The 14,189-nt window shown below is 68.7% G+C and carries 17 protein-coding genes and 1 pseudogene; 8 read left to right on the top strand and 10 right to left on the bottom strand.

Features of this window, described 5'->3' with window-relative positions:
* Positions 1-116 precede the first annotated feature (116 nt).
* Positions 117-803 (top strand): TetR/AcrR family transcriptional regulator, encoded by a 687-nt coding sequence (locus tag D0Z08_RS04015; protein ID WP_147381309.1) that lies wholly within the window; start codon positions 117-119, stop codon positions 801-803.
* A 56-nt stretch (positions 804-859) separates the two neighbouring features.
* Here D0Z08_RS04015 and D0Z08_RS04010 read toward each other — a convergent pair whose 3' ends face one another.
* The 3 genes from D0Z08_RS04010 to D0Z08_RS04000 are packed head-to-tail and all read right to left on the bottom strand — an operon-like array spanning position 860 to position 3,295.
* The gene (locus D0Z08_RS04010; protein WP_118922919.1) at positions 860-1,633 is read right to left on the bottom strand and encodes a hypothetical protein; all 774 of its coding nucleotides are present in this window, start codon (positions 1,631-1,633) and stop codon (positions 860-862) included.
* Complete coding sequence (locus tag D0Z08_RS04005; protein WP_182481140.1) at positions 1,630-3,123, bottom strand: carotenoid oxygenase family protein; 1,494 nt, start codon at positions 3,121-3,123, stop codon at positions 1,630-1,632. Before D0Z08_RS04005 ends, D0Z08_RS04010 begins: the two co-directional genes overlap by 4 nt.
* Positions 3,124-3,148: 25 nt before the next feature.
* Entirely contained in the window at positions 3,149-3,295 is a 147-nt protein-coding gene (locus D0Z08_RS04000; RefSeq protein ID WP_118923474.1) for a DUF1059 domain-containing protein, read from the bottom strand.
* 188 nt (positions 3,296-3,483) lie between these two features.
* Here D0Z08_RS04000 and D0Z08_RS03995 point away from each other — a divergent pair, with 188 nt between their 5' ends.
* The 5 genes and pseudogenes from D0Z08_RS03995 (at position 3,484) to D0Z08_RS32565 (ending at position 6,993) form a co-directional block, all read left to right on the top strand.
* On the top strand, positions 3,484-4,440 hold the full coding sequence (locus D0Z08_RS03995) for an ABC transporter ATP-binding protein (RefSeq protein WP_118922918.1): 957 nt from the start codon (positions 3,484-3,486) through the stop codon (positions 4,438-4,440).
* A 2-nt stretch (positions 4,441-4,442) separates the two neighbouring features.
* The gene (locus D0Z08_RS03990; protein WP_118922916.1) at positions 4,443-5,180 is read left to right on the top strand and encodes a hypothetical protein; all 738 of its coding nucleotides are present in this window, start codon (positions 4,443-4,445) and stop codon (positions 5,178-5,180) included.
* Entirely contained in the window at positions 5,173-5,874 is a 702-nt protein-coding gene (locus tag D0Z08_RS03985) for a hypothetical protein (RefSeq protein ID WP_118922914.1), read from the top strand. The genes D0Z08_RS03990 and D0Z08_RS03985 overlap by 8 nt, the downstream gene beginning before the upstream one ends.
* A pseudogene (locus D0Z08_RS32570) lies at positions 5,832-6,041 on the top strand (NAD(P)-binding protein); the annotation flags it as partial. The gene D0Z08_RS03985 and the pseudogene D0Z08_RS32570, both read left to right, overlap by 43 nt.
* Positions 6,042-6,495: 454 nt before the next feature.
* The gene (locus D0Z08_RS32565) at positions 6,496-6,993 is read left to right on the top strand and encodes a phytoene desaturase family protein (protein ID WP_220454027.1); all 498 of its coding nucleotides are present in this window, start codon (positions 6,496-6,498) and stop codon (positions 6,991-6,993) included.
* 79 nt (positions 6,994-7,072) lie between these two features.
* On the opposite strand, the gene D0Z08_RS32560 is transcribed toward D0Z08_RS32565, so the two are convergent.
* Positions 7,073-7,261 carry a hypothetical protein gene (locus D0Z08_RS32560; RefSeq protein ID WP_220454026.1) on the bottom strand — a complete coding sequence of 63 codons (189 nt, stop codon included), beginning with the start codon at positions 7,259-7,261 and terminating at the stop codon, positions 7,073-7,075.
* A gap of 6 nt (positions 7,262-7,267) precedes the next feature.
* Here D0Z08_RS32560 and D0Z08_RS32555 point away from each other — a divergent pair, with 6 nt between their 5' ends.
* Complete coding sequence (locus D0Z08_RS32555; RefSeq protein WP_220454025.1) at positions 7,268-7,435, top strand: hypothetical protein; 168 nt, start codon at positions 7,268-7,270, stop codon at positions 7,433-7,435.
* A gap of 6 nt (positions 7,436-7,441) precedes the next feature.
* On the opposite strand, the gene D0Z08_RS03975 is transcribed toward D0Z08_RS32555, so the two are convergent.
* From D0Z08_RS03975 to D0Z08_RS03950, 6 genes are all read right to left on the bottom strand, one after another.
* Positions 7,442-8,050: a TetR/AcrR family transcriptional regulator gene (locus tag D0Z08_RS03975; protein WP_118922912.1), complete on the bottom strand. Its 609-nt coding sequence runs from the start codon at positions 8,048-8,050 to the stop codon at positions 7,442-7,444.
* A 7-nt stretch (positions 8,051-8,057) separates the two neighbouring features.
* Positions 8,058-9,230, bottom strand: coding sequence for a protein kinase family protein (locus tag D0Z08_RS03970; RefSeq protein ID WP_118922910.1), 1,173 nt, complete (start codon positions 9,228-9,230; stop codon positions 8,058-8,060).
* A gap of 47 nt (positions 9,231-9,277) precedes the next feature.
* Positions 9,278-9,748: a hypothetical protein gene (locus tag D0Z08_RS03965; protein WP_118922908.1), complete on the bottom strand. Its 471-nt coding sequence runs from the start codon at positions 9,746-9,748 to the stop codon at positions 9,278-9,280.
* Positions 9,745-11,664 (bottom strand): flavin-containing monooxygenase, encoded by a 1,920-nt coding sequence (locus D0Z08_RS03960; RefSeq protein WP_118922906.1) that lies wholly within the window; start codon positions 11,662-11,664, stop codon positions 9,745-9,747. Before D0Z08_RS03960 ends, D0Z08_RS03965 begins: the two co-directional genes overlap by 4 nt.
* 130 nt (positions 11,665-11,794) lie before the next feature.
* Positions 11,795-12,562, bottom strand: coding sequence for a crotonase/enoyl-CoA hydratase family protein (locus D0Z08_RS03955; protein ID WP_118922904.1), 768 nt, complete (start codon positions 12,560-12,562; stop codon positions 11,795-11,797).
* Entirely contained in the window at positions 12,559-13,326 is a 768-nt protein-coding gene (locus D0Z08_RS03950; protein WP_118922903.1) for an SDR family NAD(P)-dependent oxidoreductase, read from the bottom strand. The genes D0Z08_RS03955 and D0Z08_RS03950 overlap by 4 nt, the downstream gene beginning before the upstream one ends.
* A gap of 98 nt (positions 13,327-13,424) precedes the next feature.
* Here D0Z08_RS03950 and D0Z08_RS03945 point away from each other — a divergent pair, with 98 nt between their 5' ends.
* The gene (locus tag D0Z08_RS03945; protein WP_118922902.1) at positions 13,425-14,189 is read left to right on the top strand and encodes an enoyl-CoA hydratase/isomerase family protein; all 765 of its coding nucleotides are present in this window, start codon (positions 13,425-13,427) and stop codon (positions 14,187-14,189) included.

Raw genomic sequence — 14,189 nt, 5'->3', positions numbered from 1 at the left:
ATAGTGGCACTAACTTAACCGCCCACCGCTACTTTTGGAACAGCGTGACTCTAAATAGTTGGAAGGCCGCGCCAGGGCGCCGTACGGTGGCGCACGACGAGACGGAGAAGGGACCGATGGGCGCAGGCGCGAAGGATCGCCGGACGAGGCGTACCCCGGAGGAGGTCCGTGCGCTCGTGCTGCGCGCGGCACACGACCTGTTCACCACCCAGGGGTACCGCGGCACCAAGACGCGAGAGATCGCTGACCGCGCTCGGGTCGCCGAGCCGGTGATCTTCCGCCACTTCGGCTCCAAGGCTGAGCTGTTCGAGATCTCGCTCCTCGCCCCGTTCACCGACTTCGCAAACGCGTGGGCCGCGTCGTGGCGGGAGGACCCCCTCGAGTCGGTCGACGAGTACGAGATGACAAGGACCTTCGTCGAGGGCTTCTACGCGCTCGCTTCGGAGCACCGTGAGGTCCTGCACACGCTGATGGCGGCGCGAGCCAAGGACGGCGACCGGGCACTGACCGAGGTGGCCGACCGCGTCGTCGAGCAGCTGGCGTCGCTGCTCACGCTGATCCGCACCCTCCTCGACGAGCACGCGTCCGCCCGGGGCTGGGACGCACTCGACTCACCCGTGACCGTCGCCGTCGCCATCGGCGCGATCCTCTCCGTCGTGGTCTTCGACGCCTGGGTCTTCCCCGCCGGGCAGCCCCGGCCGGGCCGGGATCGCGAGATCGAGGAGCTCACCCAGATGCTGTTGCGCGGAGTGGCCCACCGACCTCGACCGACGGCCGGCGACGCGTCCGCGGAGCGTGGGTAGCAACGCTGCAGGCGAGGCTGCTATCGGCAAGGAGAAGGAGGCGACCTCCTCGCGGCTCACACCAGCGCCGGCTCGACCCGTGGCTCGTCGCCTGCTGCCAGCTCCTCGTAGTACCGCTTCTCCGCCTTGATCGCCCGGTAGAACTGCCACCAGGTGATGAGCAGGAACGGCACGTAGGAGCCGACCGGAAGGTAGAACCCGACGGCTCCGTTCCACGCGAACGGCCCGGAGAAGAAGAAGATGGCCAGGATGCCGGTCGAGCCGACGAGGGCCATCCACAGGTTGAGGTAGTAGAACCACCGCGGGAACACCTCAGGCCCCTGGCGCTGGGTGAGGCCGGCCATCGCCAGGCAGAACAGCTGCATGCTGAAGGTCGGGAAGAACAGCAGGAACTCGATCCAGGTCATGTCGCTGATCAGCTGGACCAGCTCCGGCGACCGGTCGGCCCGGTAGTAAGCACCCGCCCAGAAGATGAACGGCAGGATGAAGGCGACCGCGTTCACGCAGCCGGCCATGGCGGAGAATATCCCCCACAGCGGGAAGCGGCGCCCCTCCTCCAGGCGCGCGGTCTGGATCGCCACGAGTGCGGACCACGGGACCAGCAGCGTCGCTCCCAGCAGCCCGACGACGATGCCGAGCTTGACGAGGTTGAGGTTGTCGCCGTACTTGGCCAGCAGCTCGGCCCCCGACAACTCCGGGGACGGCGGCGGGATGAACCCCGAGAGCGGGGCGAGACCGACGAAGAACAGCACCCCGAACCCGACGCCGCAGGCCCACAGGCCGAGCTGGACCTTGTGGTGGACGAACTGCGCGGGAGTGATGTTGCTCATCGGAAGTCCATCCAGTGGCCGTGCGGGGTCCAGCCGATCTGGAAGGGCAGCTCGATCCGGCAGATCGGGCCGTCGCTCACGTCGTCGGTGTCGAAGATGAGGTACTCACCGCGCTTCTCGGCCCACCACGAGACCGGGACGATGATGTAGCCGTCGCCCTCGGGGGAGTCGATCTTGCGGGGCGCAAAGGTCGCCTCCAGGACGGCAGCCGGCTCGTTGTCGCGGATCTGGTAGGTCGACTCCGCCATGGTCTTCATGTTGGTAACGGTCAGGTTGTTCATCTTCATGCCGCTGCGCTTGACCACGCCACCCACCTGGTAGCCCCACTCGTAGCCCTTGCCGTAGAAGCGCTCGTCGACCTTGGGCAGCTCCGAGGGGCGGTCCGACAGCTGCTCGGACTTCGCCTTCCCCGTCTCGAGGTCGATGGTCCAGCGGCCCAGGTTGCTCTTGGCGATCGAGAAGAACAGGGCGATGTCGTCACCTGCCGTGAAGTCCTGCTCGAAGGGGAACGGCGGCCGGTTGAAGATCGGCCCGTCGAGCTGGAGCTCGTTGCCGACGACATTGGCCGACATCGTGTGCATGATGTACTGCGCCGGCAGGTCGGTCGTGATCCAGCGGATCTCGCCGTGCAGGTCGTGGCGCGGGATGAGCGCGATGACGATCGGGAGCTCGGGGTTCCACTCCCAGATGTTGAGGTCCTTCTCGAACCGCTTCTTGTCGGCCAGGAAGGGCTGGAACGGCATCACGACCCACTCCGGCGTCAGCCAGATGTCGTGCGCCACCGTGTTGTACGGCGCGTCCCACAGCTCGCGGGTGTCGACGCTGCCGTCGGGGCTGACGTAGTGCATGACGACGTACGGCGCCTCGTCGCTGTAGGTCCAGCCGTAGAGGACGCCGGTGTCCGGGTCCCACTTCGGGTGCGCGGAGAAGGTCGCGTCGCCGTACGCCGCTGGGGTGTGCAGGCCCGAGCTCAGCTTGGGCGACCACGGCACGATCCCACGGGTCTCAAGCGTGATCGGGTCGATCGCGATCGGGGGGCCACCCTGCTCGCTCGCGGCGAGCATCTCGCCGGCGAAGGGGAAGATGTTGATGTTGGCGACGCCGCGCGACACACCCTGGTTGCCCAGGTCGCGCTTCACTTCGCCGTACGCCGTGTCGCGCCAGTCGCCGAAGCCGCCGTCCTGCCACTCGAACATGCCCTGCTTCCGCGCCTCCTCGAGCACGTACTTCGGCGTCCGCACCCAGCGGTTCTTGAAGTTGGCCACGCCGTCCTCGAACGTGATCGCCTGGACCATGCCGTCCATGCTGAGCAGCGGGTTCGGGCCCTGCTTGGTGGGCCGCTTCCACGTCGGCCCGACGCGGTAGAACCCACCGGCCAGATCCTTCGGGATCTCGCCGTGGGTGACGATGCACTCGTCCACCGTGGCCTCGAACCGCATGGGCTGGAACGGCCCACGCAGCGAGTTCTCGGTCGGGAGGTTGTAGCTCATCGCTGCTCCTTGTATCGGCCGGCTGTCAGCTCGCGATGAAGAGGATCTGCTCGCGGTCGTACTCGTGACCGGGATGCTCCTCGGCGAGGTGCTGCTGGGTCTGCGACACCAGGTCGTCCTCGTCCACCGCGGTGATGCGGTGGCCACACGGACACGTCAGTCTGGTCTTCATCGCGGTCACCACTGTCGCTGGCTCGTCAGGTTTCTGAATCTGTCTGTCTCAATTTAGGTCGCCGCCGAGCTTCGGTCAAGCGCCGACCCCGTCAGATGGCCCCGTCCGAACCTTCGCCGGTTGACGCCGCGCATCCTGCCAGCGAGTATTAAGATCACTAGGATCATTAATCTGCACGCGGGAGTGTCATGGGCATCGAGATCAAGATCGAGCACCTCACCAAGAGCTTCGGGCGCCAGATGATCTGGGACGACGTGTCGCTCACGCTCCCGGCCGGCGAGATCTCGGTGATGCTGGGCCCGTCGGGCACGGGGAAGTCCGTCCTCCTCAAGACGCTGATCGGCCTGCTCAAGCCGGACCGGGGGTCGGTCATCATCGAGGGCACGGACATCGCCGGATGCAGCCGCGCCGAGCTCTTCGAGATCCGGCAGCTGTTCGGGGTGCTCTTCCAGGACGGCGCGATGTTCGGCTCGATGAGCCTCTACGACAACGTGGCCTTCCCGCTGCGGGAGCACACCAACAAGGGCGAGACCGAGATCCGCGGCATCGTGATGGAGAAGATGGACCTGGTCGGGCTCAAGGGAGCCGAGATGAAGCTGCCGGGCGAGATCTCGGGCGGCATGCGCAAGCGGGCTGGCCTGGCCCGCGCGCTCGTCCTCGACCCCGAGATCCTCCTGATCGACGAGCCGGACTCCGGCCTCGACCCGGTCCGCACCTCGTTCATCAACCAGCTCTTCGTCGACCTCAACGCCCAGATCGACGCGACGTTCCTGATCGTGACCCATGACATCCACACCGCCCGGACCATCCCGGACAACATCGGGCTGCTCTACCACCGGCACCTGGCGATGTTCGGACCCCGCGAGATGCTGTTGAGCTCCCAGGAGCCCGTCGTCCGCCAGTTCCTCAACGCGCAGCGGGTCGGTCCGATCGGCATGTCCGAGGAGAAGGACGCCGACGAGCTGGCTGCCGAGGAGGGTCACGAGCTGCCGCCGTTGCCGCCGATCCCACTCCAGCTCGAGCCCTCCAACGGCATCCCGCGCCGCAGCCAGCGCGCGCCCGGTGAGTGGTGCCGCGCCAACGGCGTGGTCCCGCCGGCCGGGTCCTTCACCGACTCGATCTCACCGAGCGCCATCGGCGTCTGACCGTGGCCGGCTACGACCCGCAGGCCACACTGGCGGCCATCACCGACAACGCCGTACCGATCGTCCTGATCGGGGGACTCTCCATCGTCGCGATGTGGGTCTTCTTCGTCGAGGCCGCGCGGATGAGCGCCCGCGACCGGGTCCCGCCGATGGCTCTGTGGATGACCGTGCTGTGGTGGCCCCACGACGGCAACTACCTGCTCAGGTACGACGACTGGTTCGGCACCTACGACCACTGGTTCATGCAGCTGTTCTGGTTCGCGATCATCGTCACGTTCGTCTCCGAGACGATCTACTTCGTCCAGACGATCAAGTACGGCCGCGACGAGCTCTCGCCCGGGCAGAGCCAGAAGGCCCACAGCCTGCGGATGCTGGGAGCGCTCGCAGCCGGAGTGGTCAGCTGGTCGCTAATCAAGGGCGCCCTGGACGACCCGCTGTTCCTGCTCTCGTTCATGGGCACGTTGCTCTGGGGCCTCCCGTCGGCCTCGGCACTGCTCTCGCGCCGGAGGAACAACCCGGCGGGCATGTCCCTGCTGGAGTACCAGGCGTTCAGCGTGATGACGTTCTGCTACTCGATCGCGTCGATCGGCTTCTTCGAGGACGACTTCTTCCACTCGGCGCCCTACGTCGGCATCTGCGTGGCGGCGTGCATCTGGAGTCTTGTCGTGGTCCACCAGCTGAAGGCCGCAGGCGCGCCCACGAGCTCCTGGGCGGACCGGAAGGTGCCCGCCGTTGTATGAGCCCGGCGCGATCCTCGGCGCCATCGACGACCACACCGGGCCGATCCTGATCGGCTTCGGACTGGCCATGGTGCTGCAGAACATCGCCATGGTGACGGCGGTCCTGATGACCCGCCGCGAGGGCTGGATCTCGATCCCACTCCCGTGCACGTTCCTCTGGTTCGCCCACGACCTCGGCGTCGTCGTCCGCTTCGACACCTGGTTCCACACCTACGACCACTGGTTCCTCAAGCTGTTCTGGGTCGGGCTGGTCACCGCGCTCCTCCTCGAGCTGGTCTTCCTCGGCCAGGCGATGAAGGTCGGCCGCAAGGAGTACCTGCCTGACGGCACCCAGGCGCAGTGGAACACGCTGCTCCTCGCCGGGACAGCGATGTTCGTGCTGGCCTGGGAGTACCAGAAGACCATCTGGGACGACCCGCTCTACCAGGCGCTGGCGGCGACGACGCTCTACGTGATCCCGCTGGCCGTCGTACCCCTGGTGCTGCGCCGCCGCTCGGCTGTCGCTCAGTCACCGGTCATCTACGGCTGCTTCGCCGCAATGGTGGTGCTGTGGTGGGCCGTCACGATCGGAGGGTACGGCGAGCCGTTCCGGACCTGGCAGTACGTCGGCTCCGGCATCGTCGCCTTCATCGCGCTGACCGCCGTGGCGCTATGGATCCGGAGGCTGCGTGCGAAGGACCCGGTCCCCACGTGAGCGAGACGTTCGACTACGTCGTGGTCGGCGGCGGTCACAACGGACTGTCGGCCGGTGCCACCGTCGCGGCCCGGGGGCGATCGGTCTGCGTGCTCGAGCAGCTGGCGATCCCGGGCGGCCTCGCCGCCAGCCACGCCTACCTCCCCGAAGCCCCCGGGCACCTCCTGAGCCTCGGCGCGATGGACGACATGTTCATGGCGCAGACACCGCTCGCGACCGAGCTCGGGCTGGCCCGCCACGGCTACGCGACGATCCCGCTCGACCATCCCTACGGCTGGATCGACGAGGAGGGCGAGACCCTCCTGCTGTGGCACGACGTCCGCCGCGCGGTCGAGGAGATCAGGTACTTCTCCCGCGCCGACGCTCGCACCTACGCCGACCTCCAGGGACCGGTTAACTGGATCATGGACCTGGTCGACCAGCTGTTCATCCAGCACCCGTCGGCGTGGGGCAAGCGGGACTTCGCCCGCTACCTGCTGCGGCACCGGCCCGACAAGGCCACTCGGAGACTGCTCGGCCAGCTCGCCTCCCTGAACGCCTTCGAGTGGATCGACGAGACCTTCGAGTCCGATGCGATGCGCGGCCTGTGGGCCTACTGGTCGAGCATGATCGGTCCGTCCGATGCCATCGGCAGCGGCCTACGTGCTCGGTTTCGCGGGCGTGCACCGCGGACCAGGCGTACTGCGGCCACGTGGTGGCATGTCCGGCGTGGCGCGTGCGATGCAGGGGGTCCTCGAGGAGCACGGCGGCGAGCTGCGGCTGAGCTCCCCCGTCGCAGAGATCGTCGTCGCGGATGGCCGGGCTGTCGGCGTACGACTGCAGGACGGGACGATGCTCCGTGCCCGGCACGGCGTGCTGTCGAACCTCGCACCGCAGGTGACGTTCGGCCCGCTGCTCGCACCCGAGCACCTGACCCGCGCCGAGCACAACCGGGTGGCGATGGTGCCGTCGAACTCGATCAACGTCGCCGCCTTCAAGATCGATGTCGCCGTCGGCGGACGGGTGGGCTTCCCGGCCGCCGAGAGGCGCCGCGCGCGCCGCGACGACGCCGACGTCCGCAAGGCCACACTCATGACAGGGACGCTGGAGGACCACGTCGCGCGATGCGGGTCGGCCTGAACATCGACGATCCCCCGGTCTACATGGCCGTGCTCTCCGCAGTCGACCCGACCATCGCTCCCGACGGCGGCGACGTGCTCTATCTCCACTCCAACGTGCCGCTGCGGCCGGACGGGGGCTGGGAGACCGCGAAGGCGCCGTACGCCGAGGCCGTCACCTGCTCGGCGACCCGCTTCTCGACGGCCTGGACGCCGAGGTCGACCGCGTCGTCACGACGCCGGCGGACTTCGAGAGCCGCTTCGCCGCACCCGCCGGCGCGTTCTTCCACGTCGACATGCTGGTCAACCGTCTTGGCCCGCTGCGCCCCGCGCGCGGCTTCGGCGGCTACGACACCCCTGTCGCCGGGCTCTACCTGGCCGGCGCGTCGTCCCACCCGAGCGGTGGGGTCACCGGTTGGCCGGGCCGGCTCGCCGCCCAGCACGCTCTTCGCCAGGAGCCGTGAGCCCGGTCAGGGCCCCAGCTGGGCCAGCAGGCCCGCGAGCACGAACTGGGTGACCGCATCGGTCAGCCGATCGGGGTCCCGGTTGGGGGTGTCGACGGCGAAGAGCACGTCGGTGAACGTGACGACGGCGAGGATCACGCCCATCCCGAGGGAGACAGCCATCTCGGCGTCCGGGTCAGCACGTCCGGCGAGTGCGGAGGCGAGGCGTCGTACTCCTTGTCCATGGGTCCCGTCGGTCGCGATCTCGCGTGGCCCCTGACTCTCAGCCAGAGCCCACGCGACGATCAGGCCACGGTGCGCCTGGACGAACCCGAGCAGCTCCACGACCAACGAACGTACCTTCTCCTCGAGCCCCGACTCATCCTGTTGGCCCTCCCACGACGCAAGGAACCGGTCGACGAACTCACGCCCAGGACCGATGATCGAGGCCTCGAACAGGCCCGCCTTCGACCCGAAGTAGCGGTAGACCAGGGTCTCCGACACATCCGCCCGCACGGCGACCTCGGCCAGGCTGGCGGCGTGGTATCCGCGTTCGGAGAAGACCGTCCGAGCGTGCTCGAGCACGGCGGCACGGGCCTCGCCCCGGCGGTAGGGACTGCGGCGGATCTCGGCCACGGGGACCTCAGATCCCCAGGGCGCCGAAGCAGTCGAGGTCGTCGATCGCCGTGGCGATCCGCTCGATGATGGCGAGGCTGATCTCGTCCGGCTGCATCTTCGGCTGGTACCACGCCCGGCCGATCGTGAACGCCCACGCCGAGTAGGGGTAGAACATCGACTGACGGTAGCGGAGCATCGCCTCGTCGAGCTCAGGGGCGACTCCGCCGGCGATCGCCAGGTGCTCCAGGTAGTGCTCGAGGAGCTCCCGCTCCCAGGCGCGGCGGTCGTCGGGAGCGCAGGCCGAGGCTATGAAGTACGCGACGTCGTAGGACCAGCCGCCGCGCATGACCGCCTGCCAGTCCGTGAGACCCATCGCTCCCGTCGCCGTGCGGTAGGTCTGGCCGGCGTGCGGATCGCCGTGCAGGAGCGTGGTGGGCATCTCGTCGGTGCACATCGCCAGTCCCACCTGGGTTCCGCGCCACATGCGGTCCGCCTGGCCGAGCAGCGCGGGCGGGATCACCGAACGCGCGCGGTCCATCCCTACCCTGCAGCGCCCCTCGAAGTCGAGCATCTGCGCCACGTTGTCGTAGTGGTCGGTAGGCGTCTTGAGGACCTTGAGCTCGGGCGACTCCCACCACGCCCCGTGGTAGGCCGCCATGTTGCGGAGGACATCCTCGACCTGCCCACGACTGAGCGGAGTGGTCGGCTCGACGAAGGTGGCACCCTTGGACTCCGCGATGTCCTCCAGGACGATGATGCTGCGCCAGGACCGATCGTCCACCGCGCCCCAGTAGCCGATCGGCGCCTCCATCTCGACGGCGGGCCGGAAGGTCATGAAGAAGCTGGTCTCGCCCGCCAGGACGTCGGCGCCGCCGAGGAGGAGGCGCTGGGTGAAGCTCGCGGTGCACTTCGTGAACAGTTGCGTCGGCAGTCCGGCGGCCGCTCCCGCGGCGTCGTACTCGACACGCAGGGCGGCGCGTTCCGACGTACCGCTCGATCCCCGCGGGCTGCGCCACGACACGACCTCGGCGCCCGGCACCTCCCGGCACAGGACCGCCGTCAGCCACTCCGGGGTCAGCGAGACGCCATTGCGCGGAACGTCGGTCCTTGCGCGCGGCGGCTTGGTCCAGATCTTCTCGGCGGCGACGTGCGCCCCGACGGTCACGGCTCGTCCGGCCAACCACAGCTGCCTGCTCACGCGAGAAAGTTTAGGGCGACCAAACTATCTTTGTGAAGGCTTACATCTCAAAAAAGAAGACTGGGTGCCACCCCGGCTGCCCCACGGCGGACATAGGCGAGCTCGGTCTGCAGGAACGCCATGCCACCGGGTCCCAGCTCGGCGAGCAGCTGCTCGTCGTGCGGCGCGTTGCGTGCGACCAGACCAACGCCGTGGAAGAAGGCCTTCTGCGCGGTCGCGAAGCTCACCCCGCCGCGCACGAACGCGCGGGCCACGGCTTGGGGAAAGACGTCCTCCGTGCCGTTCCTGACGGCGATCACGCCGGCGCGGTAGATGATCTCCCCGAGGATCCTGGGGAGTGTGTGGTAGCCGTTGCGCTCGATGATCCGGGCCGCCTCGACACCGCGCCCGGCCGCGATCGCCACCTTGGCGTCGCGGATCCCACCGGCCGATGCCGGCGGGACCGTGGCGAACGTGAGGATCCCGACAGCGAGCAGGACGAGGACCAGCGCCCGGACGACAGCGCGCGGGCCGATCACTGCCCGACCCCGTAGTCGGCGAGGTCGAGCTCCCGCATCCGGTTCCAGGAGTCCAGGTAGGTCCACGGGCTGCTGACCACGATCCGGCCCGCCTCGTTGCGGTACCAGGTGGTCATGCCGGGATGGGACCAGATGCACTTGTCGAGCTCGGCGTCGAGCTCCTTGTTGTAGGTCCAGAAGACGTCCTCGTCGATCTCGAGCTGGTCCACACCGCGGGCGAGCTCCGCCACCGCCTGCATGATGTAGCGGACCTGGAACTCGCAGGCGAGGATCGCGCTGCCGCCGTGACCGGCGTTCGTGTTCGGGCCGTTGAGGATGAACAGGTTGGGGAAGTCCGGCACCGTCACGCCGAGGTAGGCGCGAGCGTCGTGATGGCCCCACTGCTCCGCGAGGCTCTTGCCGGACTTGCCGCGGATCTCCATCGGCCACAGGAACTGCAGCGCCTTGAAGCCCGTCGCCCACACGACGATGTCGGCCTCGTGCAGGGTGCCGTCCTGGGTGAGGACACCGTCCGGAGTGATCCGCTCCACGTGCTCGGTCACCAGGTCGACGTCGTCGCGCTGCACGGTCCGGAACCAGCCGTTGTCCAGCAAGGGTCGCTTGCCGTACGGCGGGTAGTCCGGGATGCACGCGTCGTACAGGTCGGTCCGGTCGCCGAGCTGCTCCTTGATGTAGCGCGTGAGGAACACCCGGTGGCGCTCGTTCTGCTCGTTGATCGACTGGTCCATGTGGGGCCACTCGGGGTCGATCCGGAGTGAGGAGTGGAGGCGATCGCTGAAGTTCCAGAAGGCCCGGAGCCGGTACCAGCGTGTGTAGAGCGGCAGCCGCTTCATCAGGTAGAGCACGCCGGAAGGGACGTCGCGGTGGTAGTTGGGGTGGGGCACGGCCCACTGCTTCGAGCGCTGGAACACCACCACCTTCGCGGCGGTGCCGGCGATCGACGGGACGAGCTGCATCGCGCTGGCGCCGGTGCCGATGACGGCGACGGTCTTGCCGGCGTACTCGACGTCCGGGTCCCACTCTGCCGTGTGCATGATCGGGCCCGCGAAGGTCTCTGCGCCGGGGATGTCCGGGATCGCGGGTCTGTTCACCATGCCGACACCCGTGGCGAGGATGGGCGCGATCATGGTGGACCGACGGCCCTGGCGATCGACCACCTCGGTGCTCCAGGTCGTCGACTCGGCGTCGAAGTCGGCGCGCACCACCTCGTGCCCGAACATGATGTGCTCGCGGATGCCGTACTTGTCGACCAGCCGCATGAGGTAGTGGTGGACCTCGGGCCGCTTGGCGAAGAACCGGCTCCACTCACCGTTCGGCTCGAACGAGAACGAGTAGAGGTGGCTCGGGGTGTCGACACCGCAGCCCGGGTAGACGTTCTCCCACCAGGTGCCGCCGACCTCGTCGTTCTTCTCGACGATCGTGAACGGGACGCCCGCCCGCTTCAGCTTGATCGCCAGCGCGATGCCGGACAGGCCGGCGCCGATGATGAGCGCTCGAAATCCGCGCGGCCGGGGATAGGGCACGTCGACGTCGCGCGAGAGTACGCCGAGCTCTTCGGCAAGCAGCTCGCCGTACTCCTCCGGGATGTCCTCCACCAGGGCGACGCCCAGCATGCGCGTCACGTCGTCGGGTGACAGCGGGTGCTCCTGGAGCAGGCCCTCCTCGAAGTCGAGGATCACCCGGAAGGCGGCGGCGCGGATCTCCTCCTGGACGTGCGCGGGCAGCGAGCCCGAGTCGTTGTCGTCGAGGATGGGGCCGCGTTGAGGGCGGTAGGGCTCCGCGAGCCATTTGTCGTCACCGGTCAGGTGCGCGAGGACGAGAAGCAGGGTGGGGATGTTCGCTTCCTCGAGCGCCGCCGCCAGGCGCGCGCGCTCGCGGACGTCCTCGTCGACGGTCCGGTTGATCGTTTGGCTCACGGGATTTCCTTCCCTATCGGTCCCCGCCGTCAGCGGGGTCCGAGTCAATGAATGTGATCGGCTCAAAATGTCGGGGTGGGGTGCGGCGGCCGGCTGCTCCCCACAGCCGGCCGCCCTGCTCCCTCGCCCCTCAGGACCCGGTCCACCGGGGCGCTCTCTTCTCGACGAACGCGCGCGCTCCCTCGGCCGCGTCCGAGGACGACCGGACCGGGTCGGTGTAGGCCACCTGCCGGTCGAACGCCTCGTCGGCCGCCCAGTCCGCCGAATCGAGCGCGATCCGCTTCGCCGCGCGGACGGCGAGCGGCGCATTGGCAGCGACCGCGGCGGCGAGCTGCCGAGCGATCGCCAGCGCCTGCCCGTCCGGCGCGACCCGGTTGACGAGCCCCCAGCCCCGCGCCTGCTCGGCCGTGAGCGGCTCGCCGGTCAGGATCATCTCCATCGCGACGGCCTGCGGGATCCGGCGCGGGAGCCGGAGCACCCCGCCTGCTGCCGCGACCAGACCGCGCTTGACCTCGGGCAGTCCGAGCCGCGAGCTGTCAGCCGCCACCACGAGGTCACAGGCGAGCGCGATCTCGAGACCGCCGCCGAGCGCCTTGCCCTCGATCGCCGCGATCAGCGGCTTTTCGCACGGCTGCCGAACGATGCCGAACGCACCCCGACGGTCGTGGATCGGCCGCTCCTGGGTGGCCGCGAACGCCTTCAGGTCCATGCCGGCACAGAACGTGCTGCCAGCACCGGTGAGGACCGCCACGGCGATGTCCGGGCGCTCGTCCACCTCGTCGAGGCACTCGGCGATGGCGAGCGAGGTCGGCAGGTCGATCGCGTTGCGGACGTCAGGACGGTTCAGCGTGATCGTCGCGACCCCGTCCGCGACGTCCAGCAGTACGGCGTCGCTCATCGTGGTGACATCCGGATCGCGCCGTCCAGCCGGATGGTCTCGCCGTTGAGCATCCCGTTGTCGATGATGCCGAGCGCGAGCTTGGCGTACTCGTCGGGCTGGCCGAGCCGGCTCGGGTGGGGCACGATGCTGGCGAGCGAGCCGCGGACCTCGTCACTGAGGCGGTTGAGCAGAGGCGTGTCGAACGTTCCCGGAGCGATCGTGCACACCCGGATCTGCTTGCCGGCGAGGTCGCGGGCGGCGACGATCGTCATCCCGACGATCCCGGCCTTGGCCGAGGCGTAGGGGATCTGGCCGATCTGTCCCTCGAACGCCGCGACCGACGCCGTGAGGATGCAGACGCCGCGATCACCGTCGACCGGCTCGTTGCGGGCCATCCGAGCGGCGGCCAGGCGCAGGACGTTGAAGGTGCCGATCAGGTTGATTCCCACGACCTCGGAGTAGAGCTCGAGGTCGCCCGGCGACCCGTCGCGGTTGACCAGGCGGACCGCTCCCCCACGACCGGCGCAGTGCACCAGCGCCCGGAGCGGAGCCGTCGCCTCGGCCGCGTCGTAGACGGCGTCCATCTCGTCGACGTTCCTGACATCGGCAGGCACGAAGGAGACGCGGTCGCCCAGCTCCTCGGCCACCACCTTGCCGTCGGACGAGGGCAGGTCGGCGATCACGACGGCAGCGACGCCTGTCTCGAGGAGCCGCTTCACCGTGGCCAGCCCGAGGCCGGACGCGCCGCCGGTGACGACTGCCGAGGATCCTGAGAGGTCCATCTGGACCAACCTTTCGTATTTTGAGGCTTTGTGTCTCTATATTAGGGGGCACGACCGACAGGGTCAATCAGAGTGAGACCACAAAGCGAGGGAGCACCATGAATCCGGACGACCACCTGCTCTGCGACCGCCGCGACGGCTACGCCGTCGTGACGCTGAACCGGCCGGACCGGTCCAACGCCCTCAGCCACGCCCTCGTCGCCGACCTGCGGGACCTGCTCGAGAAGCTCGAGGCCGAGGACGACGTCCGGGCGATCGTGCTCACGGGCGCGGGCCGCGCCTTCTGCGCAGGCGCGGACCTGAAGGGTGGACCGAGTGACGCCGAGGACGTGATCCGGCGGCTCTACGTCCCGCTCGTCGACCTGCTCACCGAGATGGGCACGCCCATGATCGCCGCGATCAACGGGGCCGCGGCCGGAGCCGGCCTCTCCCTCGCCCTCCACGCCGACCTCCGGGTCGCCGCTTCGACTGCCTCCTTCAGCATGTCCTTCGTCAAGGTCGGTCTCGTCCCGGACGTGGGCGCATCGTGGCTGTTGCCGCGCCTCGTCGGAACGACCCGGGCCGCCGAGATGGCGCTGCTCGGCCGGAAGATCACGGCTGAGCAGGCGCTGGCCTGGGGCCTTGTCAACGACCTGGTGCCGCCGAACGACCTGCTGTGGCGGGCGACCGCCCTGGCGGCAGAGATCGCCGCCCTCCCGGCCTCGGTCGGCTGGGTGCGCCGCCTGCTCCGCGACAGCGGCGCCGCCACGCTCGCGGAGCAGGTCGATGCCGAGGCGACCGCGCAGGGTCACGCGCAGCGGCACCCGCACTTCGCCGAGGCGAAGCAGGCGTTCGTCGAGAAGCGGGAGCCGCGGTTCTGGTAG

This window comes from Nocardioides immobilis (genome assembly GCF_003515065.1).
Classification (GTDB): Bacteria; Actinomycetota; Actinomycetes; order Propionibacteriales; family Nocardioidaceae; genus Nocardioides; species Nocardioides immobilis.
The sequence above is the reverse complement of the archived record's forward strand: the minus strand, read 5'-3'. Positions and strand labels throughout refer to the sequence as shown.

Excerpts from the sequence above, each read along its gene's own strand:
- D0Z08_RS32555 (WP_220454025.1), top strand. The coding sequence starts at position 7,268 with ATGCTGGTCAACCGTCTTGGCCCGCTGCGCCCCGCGCGCGGCTTCGGC.
- D0Z08_RS32565 (WP_220454027.1), top strand. The coding sequence starts at position 6,496 with ATGCCATCGGCAGCGGCCTACGTGCTCGGTTTCGCGGGCGTGCACCGC.
- D0Z08_RS03950 (WP_118922903.1), bottom strand. The coding sequence starts at position 13,326 with ATGGACCTCTCAGGATCCTCGGCAGTCGTCACCGGCGGCGCGTCCGGC.
- D0Z08_RS04010 (WP_118922919.1), bottom strand. The coding sequence starts at position 1,633 with ATGAGCAACATCACTCCCGCGCAGTTCGTCCACCACAAGGTCCAGCTC.
- D0Z08_RS04015 (WP_147381309.1), top strand. The coding sequence starts at position 117 with ATGGGCGCAGGCGCGAAGGATCGCCGGACGAGGCGTACCCCGGAGGAG.
- D0Z08_RS03945 (WP_118922902.1), top strand. The coding sequence starts at position 13,425 with ATGAATCCGGACGACCACCTGCTCTGCGACCGCCGCGACGGCTACGCC.
- D0Z08_RS04000 (WP_118923474.1), bottom strand. The coding sequence starts at position 3,295 with ATGAAGACCAGACTGACGTGTCCGTGTGGCCACCGCATCACCGCGGTG.
- D0Z08_RS03995 (WP_118922918.1), top strand. The coding sequence starts at position 3,484 with ATGGGCATCGAGATCAAGATCGAGCACCTCACCAAGAGCTTCGGGCGC.
- D0Z08_RS03955 (WP_118922904.1), bottom strand. The coding sequence starts at position 12,562 with ATGAGCGACGCCGTACTGCTGGACGTCGCGGACGGGGTCGCGACGATC.
- D0Z08_RS04005 (WP_182481140.1), bottom strand. The coding sequence starts at position 3,123 with ATGAGCTACAACCTCCCGACCGAGAACTCGCTGCGTGGGCCGTTCCAG.